The 25,972-nt window shown below is 34.2% G+C and carries 18 protein-coding genes and 1 riboswitch; of the genes, 8 read left to right on the top strand and 10 right to left on the bottom strand.

The features are described from left to right. Nucleotides 1–41: 41 nt before the first annotated feature. Nucleotides 42–1,667: an AarF/ABC1/UbiB kinase family protein gene (locus QZV12_RS04565; protein WP_295617902.1), complete on the bottom strand. Its 1,626-nt coding sequence runs from the start codon at nt 1,665–1,667 to the stop codon at nt 42–44. Nucleotides 1,668–1,856: 189 nt separating this feature from the next. On the opposite strand from QZV12_RS04565, the gene QZV12_RS04560 reads away from it, so the two are divergent. The 5 genes from QZV12_RS04560 to QZV12_RS04540 all read left to right on the top strand — a co-directional run bounded on the left by QZV12_RS04560 (nt 1,857) and on the right by QZV12_RS04540 (nt 6,819). After that, nucleotides 1,857–2,144, top strand: coding sequence for a hypothetical protein (locus QZV12_RS04560; RefSeq protein ID WP_295617899.1), 288 nt, complete (start codon nt 1,857–1,859; stop codon nt 2,142–2,144). 1 nt (nt 2,145) lies between these two features. Further along, nucleotides 2,146–2,418: a hypothetical protein gene (locus QZV12_RS04555; protein ID WP_295617895.1), complete on the top strand. Its 273-nt coding sequence runs from the start codon at nt 2,146–2,148 to the stop codon at nt 2,416–2,418. 227 nt (nt 2,419–2,645) lie between these two features. Continuing rightward, a riboswitch (FMN riboswitch) is annotated at nt 2,646–2,797 on the top strand. 156 nt (nt 2,798–2,953) lie between these two features. Then, entirely contained in the window at nt 2,954–3,595 is a 642-nt protein-coding gene (gene ribB, locus QZV12_RS04550) for a 3,4-dihydroxy-2-butanone-4-phosphate synthase (RefSeq protein WP_295617891.1), read from the top strand. A 192-nt stretch (nt 3,596–3,787) separates the two neighbouring features. Continuing rightward, entirely contained in the window at nt 3,788–5,446 is a 1,659-nt protein-coding gene (tfrA, locus tag QZV12_RS04545; protein ID WP_295617888.1) for a fumarate reductase (CoM/CoB) subunit TfrA, read from the top strand. A 203-nt stretch (nt 5,447–5,649) separates the two neighbouring features. Then, nucleotides 5,650–6,819 carry an aldo/keto reductase gene (locus tag QZV12_RS04540; protein WP_295617885.1) on the top strand — a complete coding sequence of 390 codons (1,170 nt, stop codon included), beginning with the start codon at nt 5,650–5,652 and terminating at the stop codon, nt 6,817–6,819. Between the two features lie 180 nt (nt 6,820–6,999). Here the strand turns inward: QZV12_RS04540 and QZV12_RS04535 are convergent, their stop codons facing one another. Further along, entirely contained in the window at nt 7,000–7,464 is a 465-nt protein-coding gene (locus QZV12_RS04535; RefSeq protein WP_295617882.1) for a MarR family winged helix-turn-helix transcriptional regulator, read from the bottom strand. Nucleotides 7,465–7,695: 231 nt separating this feature from the next. Here QZV12_RS04535 and QZV12_RS04530 point away from each other — a divergent pair, with 231 nt between their 5' ends. The 3 genes from QZV12_RS04530 (at nt 7,696) to QZV12_RS04520 (ending at nt 9,118) form a co-directional block, all read left to right on the top strand. Continuing rightward, nucleotides 7,696–8,391, top strand: coding sequence for an aldo/keto reductase (locus tag QZV12_RS04530; RefSeq protein ID WP_295617879.1), 696 nt, complete (start codon nt 7,696–7,698; stop codon nt 8,389–8,391). Nucleotides 8,392–8,420: 29 nt separating this feature from the next. Then, nucleotides 8,421–8,804 (top strand): 4Fe-4S dicluster domain-containing protein, encoded by a 384-nt coding sequence (locus QZV12_RS04525; RefSeq protein ID WP_295617876.1) that lies wholly within the window; start codon nt 8,421–8,423, stop codon nt 8,802–8,804. 98 nt (nt 8,805–8,902) lie between these two features. Further along, on the top strand, nt 8,903–9,118 hold the full coding sequence (locus QZV12_RS04520) for a flavodoxin (protein WP_295617873.1): 216 nt from the start codon (nt 8,903–8,905) through the stop codon (nt 9,116–9,118). On the opposite strand, the gene QZV12_RS04515 is transcribed toward QZV12_RS04520, so the two are convergent. The 8 genes from QZV12_RS04515 to QZV12_RS04475 form a co-directional block, all read right to left on the bottom strand. Then, a complete protein-coding gene (locus QZV12_RS04515; protein ID WP_295617870.1) occupies nt 9,096–9,365 on the bottom strand; it encodes a 4Fe-4S dicluster domain-containing protein in 270 nt (89 codons plus the stop codon). The genes QZV12_RS04520 and QZV12_RS04515 overlap by 23 nt on opposite strands. An 8-nt stretch (nt 9,366–9,373) precedes the next feature. Continuing rightward, the gene (locus tag QZV12_RS04510; protein ID WP_295617867.1) at nt 9,374–9,853 is read right to left on the bottom strand and encodes an EFR1 family ferrodoxin; all 480 of its coding nucleotides are present in this window, start codon (nt 9,851–9,853) and stop codon (nt 9,374–9,376) included. A gap of 78 nt (nt 9,854–9,931) precedes the next feature. Continuing rightward, nucleotides 9,932–10,912 carry a rubredoxin gene (locus QZV12_RS13790; protein ID WP_394350720.1) on the bottom strand — a complete coding sequence of 327 codons (981 nt, stop codon included), beginning with the start codon at nt 10,910–10,912 and terminating at the stop codon, nt 9,932–9,934. Nucleotides 10,913–11,035: 123 nt separating this feature from the next. After that, entirely contained in the window at nt 11,036–12,361 is a 1,326-nt protein-coding gene (locus QZV12_RS04495; protein WP_295617864.1) for an amidohydrolase family protein, read from the bottom strand. A 524-nt stretch (nt 12,362–12,885) separates the two neighbouring features. Then, a complete protein-coding gene (locus QZV12_RS04490; RefSeq protein ID WP_295617861.1) occupies nt 12,886–17,424 on the bottom strand; it encodes a lectin like domain-containing protein in 4,539 nt (1,512 codons plus the stop codon). Between the two features lie 195 nt (nt 17,425–17,619). Then, a complete protein-coding gene (locus QZV12_RS04485; protein WP_295617858.1) occupies nt 17,620–23,943 on the bottom strand; it encodes an Ig-like domain-containing protein in 6,324 nt (2,107 codons plus the stop codon). 462 nt (nt 23,944–24,405) lie between these two features. Then, nucleotides 24,406–25,212: an Ig-like domain-containing protein gene (locus QZV12_RS04480; protein WP_295617855.1), complete on the bottom strand. Its 807-nt coding sequence runs from the start codon at nt 25,210–25,212 to the stop codon at nt 24,406–24,408. Continuing rightward, a partial coding sequence (locus QZV12_RS04475; protein WP_295617852.1) for a hypothetical protein occupies nt 25,154–25,972 on the bottom strand: 819 nt, incomplete at its 5' end. The genes QZV12_RS04475 and QZV12_RS04480, both read right to left, overlap by 59 nt.

Here is a 25,972-nt window from a genome sequence, read left to right as displayed (position 1 = left end):
AAACCTCCTTTATAGAAAATTATTAATTAATGAATATTAACTTATTTATCAAATATGACATATTTGAAAACTATATAAAATCCAAGAATTGCACTTAATAGGAATCCAAATAGACCTATTGCAGGAGTTCCCCACATTTTTGGTCCGCTGTTTGATAAGATTGCTAAGGATGAACCTATGATAAGTGCAGATACGACTAATGATGCTGAAAGCTGATTTTTAAGTTCAGTCAATCCATCAAGGTCTAAATTAACTTTAATTTCGCCTTTTTCCACTTTTGTAAGAGTGGAGTTAATCCTATCAGGCAAATCCTTCATTAAGTGTTCAACATCCAATAGATAATCATAGCTTCCTCTTGCTACCTTAACTGGATTAAACTTATCAACAACTAATCTTTTAGAGAATATTTGAAGCGCCTCTCCAATATTGAAGTCCTTGTCTAAATTATATCCTATATCTTCAACAAGTGCTACACCTCTTCCAATCATAACGAATTCTCTTGGAATTGTGACTCCATGCTTGATCATGGTGTTGATTAATTTTTCCAAAACACCATCCATTTGATCCAAGTCAGCACCGATATAACGATTTACCAAGTCATTGATATCCATTCTCAACTCTTCACTGTCTTGCTCAGGAGTGATGATTTTCATATAAAGCAATTGCTTGACAAGACTGTTTGCATTTCCACCTAAAAGCAGCAAAATCAATTGTGCCAAATCGCTACGGAAATTTTCATCTAATATTCCCATCATACCTAAATCAAGATAACAGAGCTTTTTATCTTCCTTATCTATTTTCATGTTACCTGGGTGAGGGTCTGCATGGAAAAATCCATCAAGCATCAATTGCTTGAAATAGGATTCAACTATATCATTTGCAATCTTTTTGCCTGATATACCTTCCACTTCCTTGTCATACAATTCAGTAACATCATATCCTTCAACAAGCTCCATATTGATAAGTCTAGAGGTACATAATTTTGGATATACCTTAGGATATTTTACATAATCATGACCTTCAAAGTTTTTGGTGATCCTTTGAATGTTCATGACCTCTTCCATATAATCAAGTTCCTTGAAAATGGATCTTTCAAATTCCTTTATGATTGCAGGCAAATTGAAGGTTCTTGTTTTTGTAATGTACTTATCTGCCTTTTCAGCTAAGGAAAGCATAATCTTTAAATCAGATGCAACAAGTTCATATGAACCTGGCTTTTGAACCTTTACAGCTACCTTTTCACCACTATCCTTTAAGGTAGCCTTATAAACCTGACCGATTGATGCTGAACCAAGTGGATCTTCATCAAAGTCTGAGTAAACCTCATCTAATGGCTGGTCAAGCTCAGTTTCAATTACTTCCTTGATTTCCTCAAATGGGGTGACAGGAGTGTTGTCCCTAAGCTTTGTAAGTTCATCAGCAACTTCATTACCTACAAGGTCTGGCCTTGTACATAATAGCTGACCTAATTTGACGTAAGCAGGACCTAATTCCTCTAAAGCCATTCTGACTCCAGAAGCATCCAATTCCTCATCATATTCCCCTTGAGCTGGGTCTTTAGGTTTTCTTGATTCAGAAATTAACTCTGAGACATTATACTTTTTAGCAACACTATAGATTTCCTTTATCCTTTGACGGCTTTCCTTTCTTTCATCTCTTGATGCCATAATATCAAAACCAAAATCTTAAATAATATCATTGTCTTTTTTAAAAAAGCATACAATATTATATGTAGATTAATAATAATTATTAAATCATAAATAATATAAGTTATATGTTTTTTTATATAAATAAATGATTACTTAAATAGAAATAGTAATATACAATTATGAACATATAATAATATAGGTGGAAAAATGTTGGAACAATATGTGCCTTTTATAGGCTTAATAATATTCGGTAATATAGAAAACCTTATACTTGCATCACAAGGTGTTGTAGAAGGTGTTGATCCAAAAATATTAGGTGGATTAAGTATACTTGTTGTAATCGTATGGCTAATCATTGGTACTGTAGCTACCGATTTCGCAATGCAATATGCAAATATAATTACATTCATTGGGGGATTTGCAATATTTGTATTAGGTATTAAGGCAGTTTACGATGCTGTGAAAAATATCAGAGCCCAAAAGGGAGGTGCATAAGATGGTAGATTTAAAAGCCTTTGCTCCATTTACAGGATTGTTAATATTCGGAAACATAGAAAACCTGATTTTAGCATCCCAAGGTGCTGTAGCACATGTAGACCCATATATTTTAGGCGGATTAAGTATACTTGCAGTAATCGCATGGCTATTGCTTGGTACCTATGGAACAAAAGTAGCTATCAAATATGCTGACTACATTGAAATATTCGGTGGAGTGGCTATTATTATTTTAGGTATTCAATCCATGCTTGAAGCATTTGGAATATTATAAGAAAGGGAATTTTTTATTAATAAAATTGTAATTTTGTAAAAAAAATTGCAAAATTTATTAATAAAATCCCAATTTGTAAAAAAATTATAAAAATTTATCAATAAAATCCTAATTTATAAAATAATTATAAAAATTTATTATAAAATTAACATTATTTCTAAAAATAACAAATAATATTATTTTTTTATATAAAAAAGTATTTTAATTACTTACTATATATTTAAATATACAATTCTCAGGGCGGAGTGAAATTCTCCACCGGTGGTGATTCATTAAATGAGAAAATTTATTTTGAAAATGATAAGTCCACGAGCACAATTGTGTTGATTTGGTGAAAGTCCAAAACCGACGGTGACAGTCCGGATGGAAGAGAATATAAATTTAAAGTAAATAAATCAAAGAATTAATCTATCGATTATTATATCTTAGATAACTTTATGCAAGATTTATTTACTAAAGATAAATATCCTTTTTTTGCCCTGATTCTAGTAATTAGAATTAGAAAACTTTTAATAAACAACTAAGGAGCTTTACTATGAATCATGAAGAAAGTTTAAAAGGAAGTCCTCAAGAAAGAGTAGAAATAGCATTAGATGCAATAAGATCAGGAAATGGAGTCATTGTAACTGATGATGAAGACAGAGAAAATGAAGGAGACATGATCTTTTCATCAGAATACTTGACCGAAGAGCAAATGGCACTTCTTATTCGTGAAGGAAGTGGAATCGTATGCTTATGCTTAACTCCTGACAAGGCGGATGAATTGGAACTTCCTTTAATGGTGGAAAACAATACAAGTACTTATGGTACTGGATTTACAATAACAATTGAAGCAGCAGAAGGTGTAACCACTGGCGTATCTGCAGCAGACAGAGTAAAAACAGTTAAGGCAGCATCAAATCCAGATGCAAAACCAAGTGATTTAAATCACCCAGGTCATGTATTCCCTCTTAGAGCTAAAGAAGGAGGAGTACTTGAAAGAGATGGACATACTGAAGCAACCATCGACTTAATGAGACTTGCTGGCCTTAATCCTGCTGGAGTATTATGTGAAATCACATTGCCAAATGGAACAATGGCAAGAATGCCTGATGTAATTGAATTCTCAAAAGAGCATGACATGCCTGTTGTAACAATTGAAGATATTATAAAATATCGTGAAGACAATCTTTTATAGGCTTCGCCTATAAAACCTTGACCAAAATATTCTTACAATTATAAAAAAATTAGCTATAGATTAAAAAAAAAAAAACTAAAGAAAGAAATTACAGACAAGCTTTTGAGTCTACGGTTCAAAGCCTGACAAAATATTCTTACAATTACGAAAAAAATTAGCTATAGATTAAAAAAAAACTAAAGAAGGGAAATTATGGAGATTAAAACTATCACAACTGATGTATTGATTATAGGTTCTGGTGGTGCAGGCTGTAGAGCAGCAATAGAAGTATCCAATCAAGGAAAAGAAGCATTAATCGTTTCAAAAGGCCTTTCATTCAGATCTGGTTGTACTGGAATGGCTGAAGGTGGATATAATGCTGCACTTGGACTTGTTGATCCAGAAGATAGTGTAGAAGCGCATATTAAAGACACATTAAAAGGTGGTAGCTACCTTAATGACCCTAAATTAGTAGATATTCTAATCAATGAATCACCTGATAGGCTCCACGACTTGGAAGAGTATGGAGCACTCTTTGACAGACAGGAATCAGGTGAATTGAATCAAAGACCATTTGGTGGTCAAACTTATAGAAGAACCTGTTTCCAAGGAGACAGAACAGGCCATGAAATAATGACTGCCCTTAAGGAAGAAATCATCAAGCGTGACATAAAGACCGTTGATGAAGTAATGATTACAGCACTTATCAAAGATGACTCTAACAACCTCTTGTCAAAGGTCATTGGTGCCGTTGGACTTGACCTCAAAAACAATGACATCATTTATTTCCAAGCTAAGGTTGTTGTTCTTGCAACTGGAGGATCCGGACAGCTTTTCCCTGTAACCTCCAATACAACCCAAAAGAATGGGGATGGATTTGCACTTGCATGGAATATCGGTGCAGACCTGATTGATATGGAAGAGATACAGTTCCACCCAACAGGTATGGTCTATCCAGACTCAAGAAAAGGAGTTCTTGTAACTGAAGCTGTAAGGGCTGAAGGTGGAAGGCTCATAAACAGCGAAGGGGAAAGATTCATGGGTCGCTATGATGACCGTATGGAACTTGCTACCCGTGACGTTGTTGCAAGGTCAATCTATAATGAAATCATGGAAGGAAGAGGAACAGAGCATGGAGGAGTTTACCTTGATGTAAGCCACCTTGACCCTGACTTGATTGATGAAAAGCTTGAAACAATGGTGCTTCAGTTTGAAGACATTGGTGTAGACATTAAAACCGAACCAATGGAAGTTGCACCTATAGCACACCACCATATGGGCGGTGTCAGAATCAATGAAGATGGTCAAACTACTGTTGAAAACCTCTTTGCCTGTGGTGAAGTCTGTGGAGGAGTCCATGGAGCAAACCGTCTCGGTGGAAACGCATTGGCAGACACTCAAGTATTCGGTAAAAGAGCAGGATTTGCAGCTGCTCTTGCATGTGACATGCCTACAATGCAGTACAATTTCACTGCTGTTGATGAGGAAAAGGATAGAATTGAGTCATTGATGAAGGAAGGTTCCATTGATCCAATAGCTATGAAGAAGGAAATCCAGCAATTGATGTGGGAGAAAGTGTCAATTGTGAGAAATGAGCAAAATCTTAAATCAGCATTAGAAAGACTTCTTGAAATGAAAGAAGAATTAAAGGATCTTAACGTTGATGAAAGAACCCAATTCAATGAATCATTGCTCACTGCTCTTGAAGTTACCAATATGGTTGAAATCTGTATCTTAATCGTGAAATCAGCTATCTTAAGAAGAGAAAGCAGAGGAGCACACTTCAGAGAAGATTTCCCTGAAACCAATGACGAAATTTGGAAAAAGAGCATTGTCATGGGACCAAATAAGATCAGATTTGCTAAACGCTGATAATTACTAAAATTTTATCAAACGTTTTGATAAATTAGCCCAAATATTTACTATAATTTTATGGAGTTTAACTCCATTTCTTATATGGTAAAAAATTTTATTATAATTTTATGGAGTTTAACTCCATTTCTTTATCTGATAAAAAATAGTTCGTATAAGAGAAAATTATTTATTGAAAAGATATCCCTTGGAAAATGATAATTATGAGTGAAGTTATTTTTGGATTTGAAACCATGAGACTGGATTTGGAAAAGGAAAATGATATCAGTTCCATAAATAACGATGATGTGATGGAGATGATCGATTATTATATGGATCAAGGTTTCAACTACTTTGACACAGGCTATACTTATCACAATGGAGCAGCTCAAGAGGTATTGAAAATTGGGCTTGTAGGAAGATATCCGAGAGAATCCTTTAGAATAGCTAATAAGTTACCTATTTGGTTAGTTAAAAGTGAAGCAGACAATGAAAAATATGCAAGCGAAATGCTCAAAAACCTTGGAATAGATTATTTTGATGTCTTTCTTATTCATGACTTAAATGAAGCATTCCTGCCTTTTGTTGAAAAATTCAAGTCCTTTGAATACCTTCAAAAAATGAAAGATGAAGGAAAGGCACGAAAAATTGGATTCAGCTATCATGACAAATCAGAATTGCTTGAAAAAATCCTTGAAAAATATGGGGAAATGATTGATGTGGTACAGCTTCAGATAAACTATCTTGATTGGGAAAGCAAACTTACAGAAGCAAGAAAGAATTATGAAGTCTGCGAAAAGTACGGCAAGGAAGTGATTGTAATGGAACCTTTGAAAGGAGGAACATTATTCGATTTGCCAGCCCATATCAAGGAAAAATTCAATGAAAATGGAATGAGCCTAGTTGAAGCTGCCTTAAGATTTGCAGGAAGTCCTAAAAACGTCACAGTGGTTTTAAGTGGAGTGGGCAATATTGAAATGATGAAAGAGAATTGTAAAGTGTTCAATCCATTCAATCCAATAGATGAAGAAGAGAAAGACTTTATGCTAAGCATGGCTGATGAAATCAAAAAGCTTATTGCAATCGACTGCAGCTACTGCGGATACTGTTTAGATGAATGTCCTATTGGCATGCCTATACCTGATTACTTTGAACTATACAATAGTGAAAAGATGTATTCACTTCATTCATTCTATTCAATATATGGAGCACTTCTTGCAACATGCCCTCCAGCATCAGCATGCACCGAATGTGGTAGATGCAAGAATATCTGCACACAAAAGCTAAACATACCAGAATTATTGAAGGATGTTGCTGATTGCTTTGAAGGAAGTTATAAAAGAAAAATTAAAAGAGCAATTGAGAAATTTATTAAAAAATATTGCCTTAGATAAATACTCTAATTCTAAAAAAAAATAGGAAAAAAATCACCTTAAAATAAAATACTCTAATTCTAAAAAAAAATAGGAAAAAAATCACCTTAAAATAAAATACTCTAATTCTAAAAAAAATAGGAAAAAAATCACCTTAGAGAAAAAAATATCCCAAGATAATTTAAAAAAATAAAAAATAGATTAAAGTTTTTCAGTATTTAAAACAAGCTTCAATAAAGCCTTTTTTAAAACTTTAACCTCATCATCATCTAGTCCATCTAAAGCTGTTTCTTCCCAATAGTCAATGTACTTCAATATCTTATCAGTTCTTTTTATACATTTATCAGTTAATTTTACTAATTTTCTACGCCTATTAGAAGGGTCTTCGATTCTTTCAATAAGACCTGCCACTTCAAAGCGTCTTAAAAGCTTTGCTGTATATCCCTCACTGACTTGAAATAAATTTACCAATTCTTTTTGGGTTCCTTCATTTGAAAATCTTATTCTAAGTAAAAAAGGAAGTTCTACAATAGTTATATCCTCATCTTCAAAATCATTGACAATGAAATTTTTAAAGCTTCCCACCAATTCCTCTACGAAATGATAAATTCTTATATCTTCAGGATTTTCTTCAATAAACTGACTAGGCAATGGCAAATAAATCACCTTATTTTTAACTTAAACTTTAAACTTGAACTTATTAATACTATATTTTTAAGATATATAAACATTTTCATAAAGTAACTGTTTCCTTAGGAAAGATTTATATATTATGTTTTATAAAATATTTTTAAATATATTAATCTTAAATTATATTTTAAATTATAATTAAAAAAATGATTTGAAAATGATTTGAAAAACATTTAGATTAATTAAAATTAACTTTAGGTGACAACTATGAGCGATGATGTTATGTTTGGATTTGGAGCTATGAGATTGGATTTGGAAGATGAAAATGATCAAAGTTCCATAAATTATGATGATGTTACAGAGATGATTGACTATTACATGGATCAAGGTTTCAACTATTTTGACACCTCTTATGCATACCACAATGGTGCTTCAGAAGCTGCCTTAAAGATTGGACTTGTAGAAAGATACCCAAGAGAGTCATTTAAAATAGCTGACAAAATACCTACATGGGCCTTAAGAAGCGAAGAGGATAACCAAAAATTTGTAGACATCATGCTTGAAAGATTAGGAACAGATTTCTTTGATGTATTGCTGATTCATAATATCAACGAAACATTCCTTCAAATAGCTGAAAACTGCAACAGTTTTGATTACATCAAAAAAATGAAGGAAAATGGAATAGCTAAGAAAATCGGCATCAGCTACCATGACAGAGCAGATTTGCTTGAAGAGATTCTTGAAAAATATGGTGATGCAATCGATGTTGTACAGCTTCAATTAAACTATCTCGATTGGGAAAGCAAGCTTACCGAATCAAGAAAGAATTATGAAATCTGTGAAAAATACGGCAAGGAAGTAATTGTTATGGAACCTATTAAAGGTGGAACCTTATTCAACCTTCCAGATAACATCAAGGAAAAGTTCCAAGATAAAGGAATGACTTTAGTTGAAGCTGCTTAAGATTTGCAGCAAGCCATAAAAACGTTAAGGTGGTTTTAAGCGGTGTAGGAAACATCGAGCAGATGAAAGAGAACTGCCAAGTATTCAAACCATTTGAACCTATGAGCAAAGAGGAAAATGAATTCGTCCTTAAAATGGCAGATGAAATCAAGCAGCTTATTGCAATAGACTGCAGCTACTGCGGATATTGCCTTAAGGAATGTCCTGCAGGAATCCCTATACCTGATTTCTTTGAATTATACAACAGTGAAAAGATGTATTCACTTCCTTCATTGCATGCAATCTATGGAACCACTGCAGCTGCAAATGCACCAGCATCTGCATGTACAGAATGTGAATCCTGCATAGCAATATGTACACAAAAGCTGGATATTCCAACACTTCTAAAAGATGTTGTAAATACCTTTGAATAAGCAGTAGCTTCGAATAAAAAAACCTAAGAAAAAATTTTTATTATTGAAAAAAAATCCAAAAAGACATTTAAAAAAAAAACTATTATAAAGGTGATAAAATGACAACTTTAGTAACTTATTTCTCAGCAAGCGGAGTAACCAAAGGAGTGGCAGAAAAAGTGGCAAATGCACTTGATGCAGACATTTTTGAAATAGCTCCTGAAACCCCATACACAACAGCAGACTTAGATTATATGGATAAAACCAGCAGATCCACAATTGAAATGAAAAGAATTAAAAAAATAAATAAAATCAAAGCATATTATTGCTTTTAATGATTTCAGAAACTTTAATATGAGGATTAGAATATCTCTCCTCACTATTTTTCTCATTGTTTATAGTAAATACATTCTCCTTGCAGTGGTGAACACATCCAAGACAAAACAAGCAATCATCACCAATAGCTGGTTTTTCACCGCTTAAATCTATATTTCCTTTAGGGCAAATCCTTGCACATATCCTACAATTTGAACATCCATCACCAACAATTATATGGAATCTTTTAGTCATTGTTGATTCCAATACCTTTTCTATGAATGGAATGTCAGAAACGGATCTTTTCTTAAGGTGGAACTCCTTTCTTGACTCAAATCACTTTTAATAACCTTTATTTGATTGTCGATTTCAGAATCATCCTTGATTTCCTTTTCCTCTTTCATGTCAAACATTGGCAAGTAATTGTCAACCATTAAAACCGAATTGGTATAATTTACCTCCAATCCCTTTTTCTTGAAAGTCTTCTTTAAAATTTTAAATGCATTCTGATCTCCATCAGAGCCATAGGAAGCTATCAAGAAGAAATAATCTGTTTTGAAATTTGCCTTTTCAATAAATTCCCTAACAATCTTAGGGGCATTAACATAAAAGACAGGAAATATTATCCCAATAGAATCGTCTTCAAAATCGTAGATGTTTTCCTTAATCAATTGTGGAATGCTCAATAATTCTCCACCTAATTGTTTAGCAATATATAAGTTGTTCCCTGTTGAAGTAAAATATAAGATTTTCATGCTTAAACCTTTTAAAAAAAGAAAAATAGATTGCTCTAAAAGAGAAATCTATTTTTAAATAGTCTAAATAGCTTTAAATTATGCCTTATTGAATTTGTCCTTATCCTGTCTGCATCTTGCACATTTCCAGTCATCAGGCAATTCCTCAAATGGAGTTCCTGCTGGAATTCCATGCTCTTCATCACCAATTTCAGGATCATAAACATAGCCGCAAACAGAACAGACATACTTTCCAGTAGCTTCCTTTTCCTCGATTTCATAATCAATGGCTATTGTTTCAGGAGGATTATCCAAATCCATAACCCTTTTTGCCTCAAGGTTTTCATATCCAAGAGGAGTGTGGGTAGAGATGTAAACTGTTGGATGATTCCTAATGAATTCCCTAATCTTATCCATTGTTTCACGAGCAAGGGCAAGGTCTTCAAAAACAACTGACAATTTGTTTGCATAGATTGCCTCATCAGTATATGTAATGTCTCCATGAATCATATAAAAGAGACCATCATCCTCAACAATGACAATGCTGTTTCCAAGAGTGTGTCCCTTTGCTGGAAGGAAATAAATTCCATCAGCAATCTTATCAGATGCTTCAAAGTTATAGTATGCTCCATCCTTGTATTCTGCACGGACTACATTGTCTCCTTCAAGCCCCATAGCATCAGCATCTTCTGGAGAGATGTAGATTTTTGCATTTGGGAAAGAGCGAAGCTCGCCAGTGTGGTCTTCATGCTTATGGGTAACCAATATTTTAGAAACCTGATCAGGTGAGTATCCTAAGTCTTCCAATGCAGAGACATAATCTGTAATCTTTCTTCCAGTATAAATTCCAAAATCATAATTAGGTGCAGTTTCCGGTGTTTCCTTAGGTACACCCGTATCGACAAGAATTATTTCATCACCAGTGTCAATAACATAGTTCTGCAAAGATGAATGATAAAGAACAGAACTATCAAAGTTTTCAGGACCTTCTTCACCACCAAAAGCAAAGCTTTGATTGGCAAAACCTTTTTCATAAAATTTTACAGCTTGAATTTTAATAATACCCTCTCCAATATTCAATTAAAATAATAAAAAATAGACAAATATAAACTAAATAAATTTAACTTAAGCAATATAGATTTAATTAAAATAAAGAAAAAGAAAAAATAATTTAAAAGATAAATCTCCATTCTCAAATCTTGCTTATTCAGAGTCAGCTTCTCTAAGCTCTTTCATTTCTGCAATAGCTCTTTTTGCTTCAGATAAGATATGGCCTTCATCTACTGTAAGCAATTTTCGACCTTCCATAAGAACCTTACCATTACAAATGGTAGTGTCAACATTAGATCCATTTGCAGAATATACAAGATTAGATGAAATGGCATTGCTCATTGGAGTCATGTTAGGAGCATTGGTGTCAACAAGAATAAGGTCTGCCTTTTTCCCTACTTCAACAGCTCCTGCATCAATGCCTAAAGCCTTTGCACCATTATAAGTTGCCATGTTTATCACTTCATCTGCATTAGCCAATTTAGGATTAAGTGTGGAAAGCTTTTGAAGAAGTGCTGCAAATTTCATCTCATCAAACATGTCAAGATTGTTGTTGCTTGATGCACCATCAGTACCTAATCCAACACATACACTTTGACTTAAAAGTTCACCTACAGGTGATGCACCTGAAGCAAGTTTCATGTTACTGCATGGGTTGTGTGAAAGCTTGACATCATACTTTTTTATCAAATCTATCTCATTTTGGTCTAACCATACAGCGTGAGCAGCTACAATATCACTACCTAATATGCCAAGTTCATCTAAATACTCGAAGGGTCTTTTATTTTGATGGTTTTCCTTACAGTCATTAATTTCCTTCATGGTTTCATTCATATGAATGTGGATACCAACTTGGTACTTAGCCGCTTCCTTTCTGACCCTTTCAAGAAGCTCAGCTGAAGTGGTGTATATTGAGTGTGGACCAAACATTGTAGTGATTCTGCCATCAGCAGTATTGTGGTGATCTTTGACAAGGGCAATGTTTTCCTTAAACTCGTTTTCACGTTTTTCCTCAATGCCGAAATCAATCATACCATATGAGAGCACTGCCCTCATGCCTATTTCCTCAACTGCTTGAGCAACTCCATCCATATAGAAGTACATGTCTGAAAATGTGGTTGTACCTGACTTGATCATTTCAGCAGCACCAAGAAGTGCACCTATGTAGCAGTACTCTCTGTTGAGGTGTGCTTCCATAGGCCAAATATGATCGTTTAGCCAAGTGTCCAATTCCAAGTCATCAGCTATTCCACGTAAAAGGGACATTGAAATATGGGTGTGAGTGTTGACGAGACCTGGCATCAATATCTTATCAGTAGCGTCAATTATCTTTTCTGCATTTGATTCATCTATTGTTTGGTTGATTTCAGCAATCTTATCTTCAACAATCAATACATCTGCATTTTTCTCTTCTGTTTTTCCATTTCCTAATGGATTTACTATGGTAGCATTCTTAATTAATATGTTTTGACTTTCCATTAACTCACCTTAAAGTCTAAAATAATTATAAAATTTGAAATTTTTAAAAAATATTCATGATAATTTAAAGATTATTTCGAATAAACTATTCATGATTCTATTTTAATATCTAATTTTTTTAATATTTATAGTATAATAAAAAAAGAAATTTGATTTGTAATTAAAGATTAAAAAAATAAAAAACTTATAACAAAAAATTGAAAAAAAAAAAAACAAAATAATAAAAAACAAATATCCAGAAATTCTTAAAAAATAAAAAACTAACAACAAAAAAATCTGAAAAAAAAACAAAATAATAAAAAACAAATACCCGGAAATTCTTAAAAAATAAAAAACTAACAACAAAAAAATCTGAAAAATAAAGGAAATAAAGAAAAAACCAACAATATCAGAAATTCTTAAAAAATAAAGAAAAAATAGAATAGCTCTTAAAATAATAAAAATAAAGAAAAAATAGAATAGCTCTTAAAATAATAAAAATAAAGAAAAAATAGGATAGCTCTTAACTATTCTATTCATAAAAACTATTTTATTGTTAGCTTTGCTGTTTTGCTAATAGCTGAATATGTACTGTCTCCTGCATACTTTGCAGTGAAATTATAAGTTCCCTTTTTATTTAAGCTTACATTGACACTTGCAAGACCTTTAGCATTGGTTTTTGCCTTATATGTTTTTCCAGCTACTGTGAAAGTGACCCACTTATCTGCAACTGGGTTTCCTTTTGCAGACTTGAAGCTTGCAGTTAATGTTTTGGTCTTAGCACTTGCTGCATAGGATTTATTAGGAACTTCTAAAGTGCCGTTTTGTGTGTTTACAGTGATTTTAGCAACTACAAATGACGCCTTATAGTAATCATCTCCCAAGTAGCATACAGCAAATGTGTAAACGCCCTTGTAACCAAGATTGATTTGCAATTTAGCAAATCCATTCTCATCAGTGCAGATTCCATCCTTTTCATAGGTATATACCACACCATTGAATCCTATTTGCATAGGAGTGTTTGCAATTGGATTGCCTTCTCCATCCAACAATTGCCAAATGAAGTACTCTCCAGTTTTTGCTCCATCAGATTTAGCGTCAACAGCTGTGGTAACCATATCAATAAAGCTTATCTGAGTATCCTTTCTAATAACTGAGAAACTGTCAATTAATGCAGCATCCTCATAAACGTCATCATTTTCAAAGCTTGCATTAATACTGTAAGATCCTGCATAGAGATTAATCAATTCAACGATTCCATTCTCATCAGTTTCAGTCAATAAAGAGCGTGGATCATCTTTGCTCCTAGTGATTATGAGCTTAAGGGTCTTATTAGCCAATCCATCTCCATTTACATCTTTCAAACTTATCTTAAGGTTATCATAAACATCCAATATCTTCTTTTCAATGGAAATGGTAGGAGCTTCTCTCCTTATGACATTTACATTGAAGCTTAACTCTGATTGTTTGTAAACATCATCTCCCATGAAATCCAAATTAAAGCCATAAGTTCCATAAATTAAGTCTATGTTAAACTTAAAGTATCCATCCTCATCACTGATTAGCTCATATTCTTGACTTGATTCTTGACTTGACCCTTGACTTAAATCCATTATAGCCAAACTGATTGTCTTGTCCTTAATGATGTTTGAGTCATCATCAATCAAATAGAAGATTATCTCATCATTTGATTTGGCATATGTAGTGAGATTGCTTAAGTCAATATCGCCAAAGACCTTGATTTCACTAAGGATTTGATTAACTGTTACATTAAAGCTCATGTTTGATGGATCATAATAATCCATTCCTTCAAATGAGGCTAAAAACTTGTAATTGCCAGAAACCAAATCCAATATGAATCTTGCATTTCCCTCTTCATCAGTAACTAATGAAACAGGACTGAAATCATCACCACCACTCAATAAGCTGATTAAAATGTTCTTATTAACTAATGGGCTTGAATTCCAATCCAATAATCTTATTATCACTTCATCCTGGGATTTTGCAATGGTAATGATGTTTTCCACTTGAACAAAACTTGTAAGTCCACCATAATAAATGTCTAAGCTTACAGAAGAGCTGATATTAGAAGGAATGTATCCAGGATAATTAAAGTCAAATGATGTTGTAACAATGTCCTTGATGTGATGGACTGTTATCTTAAGCTTTAAGGTCACTGTTTCCCCTTGGCTTAATCTGTCTAAATGCCATACCTTAGAGCTGTAATCAAAGCTTCCCTTGTAATATGTTACAGACTTGATTGAAGTGCCTCTGTCTAAGATTGCACTTACATTGACATTTTCAATTGCATCTCCCTCATTGCTTATTGTCAAGGTGAATTCTACAATATCTCCATCATAATATACAGTGGAATTTGACTTTAGATTCATGAACATATCTGCAGAACCAACTGCATATGCCTTAAGGCATACATTGGCCTTCTCTAAAGTATGCTCTTCAGCATATTGGTAAAACTTGATTGGCTGATTGTATTCTGCCAAATCATACCAATTGATGCCATCAGGACTGATGAATGATTGACCTTCCTCTGCATCTGCCCCACTGCTGTAGTCTGCCCTTTGAGACTCTATTGCAACTGGGAAGAGAGTGATTGGAGTTGTCAATTTTACAGCAACCCTAAAGATGTCGTTCTTTGTCAATTCTACAAGCTCATCCAATTTAACTGTATGGTATCCTGCACCTTTGACAAATCCTTCCTGAACATATTTTTCAACATCGTTTACAGTGATGTTTACAAAATAGCTTGAGTCTCCATAGCTATAGAATCCAAATGCTGCCAATGGATTATTGTTTTTTGCCTTGAATTGGTTTGCAAACCATGCTGTGCTGCATGTGAATCCTATTGATTCAAAGGTGTTTCCTAAAATGTCATATTGATAGTTTGTCTTATAGTTTGTAACGTTTTCAACATTTGTAAATGCCATTGCAGCTAAAACGTCTAATCCATAGCTTACAAAGGCCTTGTCATAATATGAGATATACCAATAGCCTTCATATCCATTGTCTTTGCCCCAACTGTTTTTGATTATGAATGCACCATCCCCATGAGGCCTAACGGCAAAATTGTCTGCTGAATAATTGTCATCCCATCCAACCAATGTTACTGCATGGTTGGAAACGCTTATTACATCACGATAATAATCAATAGTGTATCGGAATGAGTCATCTGCATGCATTGTAGTGTATAATGCACCATAGGTCATCAATGCATATTTGACTTGATTCAAATCCATATAATTCAAACGGACAGGAATATACAATACATCCTGAACATGCTTAGTCAAATTCAAATTGGATTTTGAGCTATGGTCTGAGTCGTTGTATGGGTCTTGGGTCTCATTTACAGGTCCGCTCCAGCGCAAGAGATAAGCAAGTGACATGTAATGGTTTCCTCCATCTGACCAGTCAGTGCCGTTCAAGCCATAGTATCCCATAAGATTCTTCATATTGTTTTCTGAAAAGTCATAGCTGGCGTTTTCATATTTCAAAAGGTAGGATTCCAAAGCTTCCAATGTTGAAAATGCCCAGCAGGCTCCTGCTCCAGCTTGGTCCTTGACAAGGGGATTGACCAATCCATAATCTCTGAAGTCATATTTTGATGGCAAATCAAGCAATAGATCATCACTGAATGGCCTTTCAAGAATAAGCTGATCTTCAAGGCACATAAATAAGTTGCTTTGGGGATTTTTTAGGATATTGTTTTCAAATACAAGATTTGAAAAGTTAAGAATGCCGTTTAAATTGAATATTGTGCCGTTTATGTCGCTTGTTCCATTTGCCAAGTTATTGGAGATTGTAGTGTTGGCCATGATAAAGTAATTGGCCTTGTTGATTATTGCAGAGCCAAAAGTATAGTTTCCATAAAGCTTGTTGCTGTCGATGGTTGAATTGAATACGTATATATTATGGGATTGCCAATTGGAAATTCCCCCGCCCATTGAAACTGTGGAATTTACGATGTTGTTATAGACTGTGGAATTGAACAGGACGGTTATACCGCTATAATCATAAAGGGCACCGCCAGCTCCATTTAAGGCAATGACAGAATTGTTTTCGAAATTGCAGCTGATTATTGTGATTTCACCCATATCATTAAGAAGCGCTCCACCATAGGCATCTGTTTTTCCTAAGGCCTTGTTGTCAATGAAGGAAGTATTGTAGAATTTTACAAATCCCTTGTCAATGTATACAGCACCGCCGCTTCCAGGATATGTTTTTGAATAGGAGTATGTAGTGTTGACAGCAGTGTTATTTATGAAATTGACATTTACTATGCTTGAACCGCTTTCATTTACATAAAGAGCCCCTCCATAATATGAGGTACCTTTTGTAAAAGTTAAATTAAATATGTTGACAAATGGACTTACTGCACCGTATGCCATAGGAGGACTAATGTAAAATATTTGGTATATATTGTCACCACTAATTATGGTATTTGATGTACTTTCACCGACAATATTTACGCTTTTTGATAAGGTCATACGTCTTGAAGCAGTGTATAGTCCATTTGCCAAAAAGATGTTTGTTTTCGTATTGGAGCTGCTGATGAATTGATTGTATGCGGCATTTATTGTTTTGAATGGATTTTCCCTTGTTCCTGATTCAAGATCACCAGTGTATGAAGCGTTTACAAATATTGTATTGCCATCTGTAAATGTTACATTCAGTTTAGTGAAGTTTATGTCAAGGTTAGGGGAATCATAATCCTTCGTATCAGCATTTCCAAGACTATGTTGAGCTTGATTATAATCCTTCAAGTTATTTTCATCTTCGATGTTCTGATTAATTAAATTAGAATCATCTGAATTAGAATTTGAATCAGACAATCCATTAGTTAAGGAATCATCAGAATTATCATCTGAAACAGAATCTGAATCAGATAATGAATTATCTGAATAAAGCTTTAAATTATTGTCTGAACTTATATCACCTTGATTAATGCTTTCAAATCCTGAATTTGAATCGCCTATTTGATCTATGTTTAAATCGCTTGCAAAGCTTATAGGCAAACAAATTAAGGCAAATATGATTAAAGCAATAATCAATAATTTATTTATTTTCATAAAATCCCCATTTTATTTATTAATATTAAAATTACTTTAAAATGCTATAACTTATTATATTTATTTGATTTACTGAATATACTGAAATTATTATTAAATTTATTTAATTTTCTGAATATACTGAAATCAATTATTAAATGATTTACTGCAATTAATTTTATTATTGAGCTAATTGAAGCTATTAAATTAATCAAATTATTTAATAGTTAATTTAGCTGTTTTGCTAATTGCTGTGTATGTGCTGTCTCCTGCATACTTTGCTGTAAAACTATAGGTTCCTTTCTTGTTTATGCTTACGTTAACGCTTGCTACACCATTTGAATTGGTTTTTGCCTTATAAGTTTTGCCGTTAACTGTGAAGCTGATCCACTTATCTGCAATTGGGTTTCCTTTTGCAGACTTGAAGCTTGCAGTCAATGTTTTGGTCTTGGCGCTTGCTGCATATGATTTGCTTGGAACTGTTAAGCTTCCTTTTTGAGTGTCTACAGTAATCTTAGCTACAACAAATGAAGCGTTGTATTGGTCGTTTCCAAGGAAACATATTGCAAATGTGTACACTCCCTTGTATCCAAGGTTAATCTGCAATTTGGCGTAGCCGTCATCATCAGTTATTATTCCATCTTTTTCATAGGTGTAGACAACACCGTTGAAACCGATTTCCATAGGAGTGTTTGCTAATGGCTTTCCATCAGCATCTGTTAGTCTCCATACAAAGTATTCTCCTGTTTTTCCTCCATCAGCTTGAGAGACAGCAGTTGTATTCATGTTTTCAAAAACAATGACAGTTGCATTTCTCTCTGGAGTGATGTTCATGTTAGTTATGTTTGCATCAGCTCCTGAAACAACTGAATTCACTTCGAATTTAAGAGGATTGATTCCTGCACTTATTGTATTGTCTGAAATTATGATTTCATTTGTAGGAACAAGGACTCCCCTTTCTGATTCAAGATATAGGATATTAATGGATTCTGCTACAATGCTGTCATTTAGAGTTTCAAAAGTGTTTCCTGTAATGCTGATTGCTTGAGTGTCAATTGATAAGTTGTTTTCTGTGTCGTTTTGAGCAAATGCCTTAAAGACAATGTCTCCATTATTTAGCTTAAAGTCAATTCCAGAGACATTCACTTCTTCAGGACCATTTTCATCTTTTGAAACAATATTGAATATAGGTCCTTTGTCTCCTTTGCTGGATACAGTTGTTTTCTCATTTCCGACAATAGACAAATCCTTAGTGATATTTACATCAGAAACGTTTGCATAATCGTAGCTTCCCAATTGAATAGTGTCTCCAGGATTTGCAGCATCGATTGCAGCTTGAATATCCAATGCATCTCCTGCATCAGTATGCTTTACTGTGACATTTCCAGGACCATATACTGTTAATGTGGATTCACAGGATGTGTTTCCTTCATATTCCTCACTTTCAAGGCTTGCAAGAACAGTGTAGTTTCCTATCTCATTGATTGGATCTATATCGACAGAACCTTTTCCATCCTTGACTTCAATCTCATAATCCTTACTGTTGACACTTAATTTAACTGTAGCATTTAAAGGATTTCCAGACTCATCAAATAGGAATACCTTAACATTAGATGATTCTCCTGCCACTATATCATCAACCACCATATCTAAATTAACATTAGTGATTCTTACTTCAATCAAGCAGGAATTTTCTGATTCCAAATACTTTTCATGGCCTTTAAAGCTTACTGTAATATTGTTGATGCCTGCATCAAGGTCCTTGATTTCAACAGCTGCCTTTCCATCTTCAAGGCTGATTTCCTCTTCCTTTCCATTGACTGATAAGATGACAGTGCAATTAATGAGATTTGATTCATTATCCTTTAGGCTAATGTTTAAATCAGTGAATCTGGTAGTTATATTAGTGCTTTCAATCTCCAATTCAATGACAGTAGCAACATATAAATCAATTGTATTGAATTCCAAAGACTGATTGTCAATGGTTCCTGTGATTTTATTGTCCTTTAGCTTAGATTGGAAGATTGATTCTCCCCTATTGTTTTCTAAGATTGCAGATTCAGGATTAAATGAGCCTTCATTTGATGTTAGCTTGAATTGACGTTCAAATGGATAATCTGCATACTTTTCATAATTTGGATTGTCTTCAATAAGAGTGCCGTCATTGTACTTGTCCAAGGATAATTTTACAATATATTGGTTGCCATCATCGATTTCCTCATTTATCTCTGCTGATAGGTCCATGACAACCCATCTATTTATTGTTGCATTGGAAGCTAATGTAGAGAGATTCCTTAAGTCATTCACTCCCCACCAATTGTCTTCAAGGATTACCTTTCCTCCGTTTGGGTAGTAGACAGTAGTGTCCTTATAGATTTGAACATTCATTGAAGTGTCACTATTGTCAAGTATTATGGAATTGGATATGTTCAAGTCAACATTCCTATCAAGTATTGCCCCTCCTCCACGGGTGTTTTTAGCAGAGTTGTTAATGAATAGGCTGTTTGTAATTGTAATGTTTCCCACACTTCCATCGGTTGTTCCTATAAGGTTCAATGCTCCTCCACCATAGTAAGGATTAGAGCTGGAACTTCCTGTAGCCTTGTTTCCAATGAAGCTGACATTGTCCATATTGAAGTTTCCTATTGAATTCTGAAGGAATATCGCTCCACCATACAATGCCTGATTGTCAATGAATTGGGTGTTTTTGATTGATTTGAATCCATCTACATATTGCATATAGATGGCTCCACCACCAAAAGTGCTTCCTTTAGCAGCATTTGAAATGAACTGGGAGTCTGTAATGTTTATGCTTGGAGGATATTCCAAGTTGGTGTAATAGCCGTCACAGTAGATTGCGCCACCGCTTCCTCCATAAGCGCCATTGTCAACTAAATTGTTTTCAAAGGTGGAGTTTTTAATATTCAAATTGCCTACAGAATAGATTGCTCCTCCATTTCCGTTTTTAACTATGGAATTTGAGATTTTTACAGTATCCAATGTCAAATCACCCATATTTGTAATGGCTCCACCTGAAGCGACAGTGTTTGCTGCATTTGTCAAGGTGATGTTCTTTATAATCAATGTGGAATTGTAGTTTGAAATCATTCCACCAGTGAAGAAAGCACCATCCAATATGGATTTGTCTATTCCTTCCCCTTCTATGGTAAGATAGGTCTCGTCTACATTTACATCACAGAATTCATATGTTCCTTCAAGGAAGAATATGTGATGGGATCCGCCCTCCTCCATAGCTAATGAAAGTGCCTTTTCATAAGTCTTTACAGGAGATTCGATTGAACCGTTCCAGTCATCGTTACCATTGTTTGAAACATAAATCACTCCATAGTAGTTGTTTACAATAAAGTCAATGTGGACAAGGGCATTTTCAGTTCTTATGTCAAGAGAGGCGCCGCCGTCTTCCACTGTAAATATGCTGTTTGCAATCCTATCTCTTGTTACAATATAATATGGGTAAATACGGCCTGCTGTAGCATTCATTCTAATTGCAAATTCTCTTGAGATCTTTCCTCCTGCAAGCTCTTCAATCTCGCCAGAGCTTGTCATTACATGATTGAAGTCAATTGTGACATTTACAGAGTTTCCTACCTTCAAGACTCCAGTGTTGTTAAGATGGACATTTAATATGAGCCATTTGTCTATTGTTATTCGAGAACCGTTAATTACTTCAGTAGGGTCATTGGTTCCCCACCAGTTATTGTTTGCAATAGCTACACCTTCCACCCAGCCATCTTCATCTTTAGAGGTGGCAAGAGAGAAGTTGTTTACAATTGAGGAGTATGAAATGTCCAATTTTCCTCCATAGACATAAATTGCATAATTATTATCTTCTTCATCATCATTTCCATCACCTAAACCATTGCCGCTAATTCCACCATTTTGGCCATCATCATTTCCATCACCTAAACCATTGCCGCTAATTCCACCATTTTGGCCTAAAGCATTTTCTGCAATTCTACTGTTGTTTTCTATAATGGAATTCCTTATTGTTACAGTGTTATAATCATAGCCATCTACTAAAATTGCAGAAGCCTGATTTTTGGAAGAGCAGTTTATGATTGTAGAGTTTTCAACTATGGCATTTGAACTTAAAAATATAATAGCTCCCCCTGTATCCTTTGCACTGTTGTTTACAAAGTCACAGTTTCCAATGCTTATATTGCTTGCCTTAACGTTTAAGGCACCTGCATTTTCTGCAATATTATCTTTAAAAAGGGAATTTGTTATCTTTAAGTTAACTGGTTCTGATTCATATATATAAACAGCACCAGTATTGGAAATGATATTAAGGAATTTTGTATTGTTTATATTGATTTTACCACTTACATAATCGTATCGGATGGCTCCACCATCGCCTCCAATGAATAGATTATCAAATGTACAATTGTTTACTGTTAAATTAACAAATATAGGGTCAAGATCAGTTGAACCATCATCAGAAGCTATATTTAAAGCCCCTCCATTGATTGTGGCAGAATTCACATTTGTAAAGCGTATGTTTTTAAATGATACTGAACCATTCCTTATATTGAAAATACTTGCAGACTGGCCTTTTCCATCTATGACAACATTTCCATACCCTATAAATGCAAAGTGAGGGCTTTCCATGCCGCTGCCATAACTCCCTATAGTTAATCCGTTTTCCTCATAATTTCCTGAAGAAATATGGATTTTAGCATTTGCCTTTAATGATTTTGCCACTTCAAGGGCATGGGCAATGGTTTTGAATGCAGTTCTATTTGTCAAACCGTCGTTTTCATCGCTTCCAGATTTGGAAACATAATATTCATTATAAACAATCGCTTCAGTAAGTTCAATATTGTAAATAAACTCTTGATAGCCTGATTTGATTGAAATTACCTCTGACCCATCAGTTGCTGGAGCATAAATTAGACTTACAAAACCGTTTTTAGTGTAAACCTTAGCGATCTTTCCGCCGTCAGCTAAAATTCCCCCACCTATAGGAATTCCATTTACTATGATTCCTGAATTTACCTTAAAATTGCCGTTTTGGGAACTTAAAACAATTTCAGCACCGGTGATTCCTTCATCAAGATAATAGGATTCACCTTCCAAATTGGTTATTTGACCAATGCTTATGCTGATTGGATACTCTTCTCCTGCAATAAGGTCATTGGTTTCAAAGTCAACATTCATTACAAACCAGTTTTCAATGGTGACTCCATCTGAAACCAAATCCTTTGGATTGTCATTTCTTCCCCACCAGTTTAAGTTTGCGATTATTTCTGTATTGTTGTCGTTATTTATGATGAAATCAACATCATTGTTAATAAAGGAGGAATATTCTACTGTTACAGAGGATTTTGCTTGAATTATTGACCTGTTTATGACTACTGTAGTATCTATAGAGTTGTTGTAGAAGGAAGATGAGTTTATATAGGTTTTGGAATTGTTGTTGATTTTTTCAGAAGCCCAAATAATTCCTTCAGGACTATTGCCACTTAAGGCATTGTCATTGAATCTGCAATTGTCAATAATCATGGTTCCTCTGTTTTCCACAATTGCGTTTGCATTTCCGGAAATGCCATAAAAATGGGAGTTGTTCAAGCTAAGGTTAGCCAAATCATTGTTTACATAAACAACAACCCTTAAAAAGTCATTTGAAATGTTTGCAAATATACAATTGTTCACATTGACTTTAGCTTCACCAAGAATATAAAGATAGGATGAGGCTCCATTGCTTGTTCCATATAAGTCAACGAATCTGCAGTTTGTTATGGATCCTGTAGAATTGCCCATGTATCTGACCACACCGTTCCTGGTTGCAATGATGTTTGTGAAGCTACAGTTGTCACAGACAAGATTGGCATGACCTGCCATGCTTAAGATAGGATTTGTTGCATCTGATGATTCTGATATGAACACGATGTTTTTAAAGCTGACTGTTTTTATATTATCACTGGTATATGTAAATACAGCTAATTTTGCAGTCCTATTGATGATTGCACCATTTTCACCTACAAAGTATAGGTTTTTAGACAATTGAGTGTTCTTATCCTGATTATAAACACCAGGCAATAGATATATTGTAAATCCTTCATCTGCAAGGGAAGCTGCTTTTGAGAAATCCCTTACAGGAGTTTCCCTTGATAATCCATCATTGTCATCATTTCCATTAGGTGATACATAGATTGTATTTGTATCATCACCTAAAGCATTTGATTTAAGGTTTTCTTTAGAATTTGATTCCAGATTATTATCAGAATTATCTGTTAGATCATCTATTCCTAAAGAATCGCTATCATCTAAATTATTATCAGAATTATCTGTTAGATCATCTATTCCTAACGAATCGCTATCAACATAATTATCTCCTTGAGACTCATCTAAAATACTTGAATCAACATCTAAATTATTTAAAGAATCAGATAGAACTAAATTTTGGTCTGATTCCATATTAAAATTATCATTAGAATCTGCAGCACTTACTGCACTAAATCCTAAGGATATTATGAATAATAATGCTAAGCATAATAGCATAGCCTTTTTAACTTTCAAATCTTCCACCTCTATAAATAATAAATAATAAATAATAATTATTGAAAAAAAACTTTTTTATTGAATGATAATATCAATAATTTAAAGTTTGATAAGTCTAAAAATTAAAAAATAAAAAAAATCCAATAAAGAACTTATTTTAAAATTTAATAAAGTCTAAAAATTAAAAAATAAAAAAAATCCAATAAAGAACTTATTTTAAAATTTAATAATTTTTTATAAAAATTACAAAACATCTTTTTATAATGTTTATAAAAAATTACCAAACATCCTTAATTCCAAATAAGATTTTTGAAAATTAAAAAGCTAAAAATTCTACGCAAAAAAATAAAAGTTAAAAGAATAGCAAAAAGCTATTCTTTTTTGCTAAATATTTGTTTTTATTTTATAAAAAACCACAAAAAACCAAAATGAAAATATTTTGGTCAAGGTTTTGCGCCCCGAAGGGGCGGAAAAGCTTGGTTATTTTATGGTTAATTTTGCATTTTTGTTTACTGCAGTGTATGTGCTGTCTCCAGCGAATTTAGCTACGAAACTGTAGGTTCCTTTCTTGTTTAAACTTACATTAACGCTTGCAACACCGTTAGCATTGGTTTTTGCTTTGTAGGTTTTGCCGTTTACAGTGAATGTGACCCATTTGTCTGCAATTGGGCTTCCTTTTGCAGTCTTAAAGGTAGCAGTTAATGTTTTGGTCTTAGCAGAAGCTGCATAAGATTTGTTAGGAACAGTTAAGGTAGCTTTTTGTGTATCCACAGTAATCTTAGCTACTACGAATGAAGCGTTGTACTCATCATTGCCTAAGAAACAGATAGCAAATGTGTATACACCTTTGTATCCGAGGTTGATTTGCAATTTAGCGTAACCATCGTCATCGGTAATGATTCCGTCTTTTTCGTAAGTGTAAACAACACCGTTGAAACCGATTTCCATAGGAGTGTTTGCTAATGGTTTGCCGTCAGCGTCAGTTAATCTCCATACGAAGTATTCACCGGTTTTTCCTCCGTCAGCTGGGGAAACAGCTGTTGTATTCATGTTTTCAAATACAATCACAGTAGCTTTTCTTTCAGGAGTGAGGTTTTGTGGACCGACATTAATGTCTCCGCCAGTTTCAACAGTAGTTATTTCAAATTTAAATGGATTTACACCAGCAGCAATGGTATTGTCGCTGATTGCTATTTCGCCTGTAGGAGATAATACTCCTCTTTCAGAGTCAAGTTCTAAAATATTGATTGATTCTTGTAGGAGATAATACTCCTCTTTCAGAGTCAAGTTCTAAAATATTGATTGATTCTGGAACAGTGGTATCATTGACAAGGTCAAATAAGTTGTCAGTGATGTTTATATTTGGAGTTACAATGGATAATGAGTTAGTGTCATTATCAGCAGTTGCTTTTACAACTGTGTCTCCATTGGATAATTTAAAGTCTACTCCAGTAATTGTTACATTTTCAGGACCGTTTTCTGAAATTGCTGGGACATTGAATATAGGAGTTCCATCACCTGCAGAGGTGATTGAGGTTAAATCAGTACCAGCAAGGGTTATATTTTTGGTTACGTTTACATCTGCTACATCAGTGTAATCGTAATAGCCTAATTGCACTACATCACCAGGGTTTGCAGCATCAATAGTAGCTTGAATGTCTGCAGCATCTCCAGCGTCAGTGTGTTTGACAGTTACATTTCCAGGGCCGTAAATGGTAATTTCATTTTCGACTGTTGTTTTAGCATGAGTCTCATCTGCAAATTCAGCAACAACAGGAACTGTACCGGTTTCTTCAAATGGACCAACAGCAATAGATCCTTTTCCATCAGTGACAGTTACATTGTATTCGGTTCCGTTTACATTTAATGTTACGGTTCCGCTTACAACATTGCCTTTGGAATCGGTTAATCCGATTTGGATGTTGGATTCTTCTCCAACAACTGCATCATCAATCACTAAGCTCAATTCTGTGCTTAATGGGTAGTTCTCTTTGACAATGTTTTCTTTGCCTTCTTCAAATTGAACTGCTGCATCACCGGATTTTTC

Source organism: uncultured Methanobrevibacter sp., assembly GCF_902769175.1.
GTDB lineage: Archaea > Methanobacteriota > Methanobacteria > Methanobacteriales > Methanobacteriaceae > Methanobrevibacter.
The sequence above is the reverse complement of the archived record's forward strand: the minus strand, read 5'-3'. Positions and strand labels throughout refer to the sequence as shown.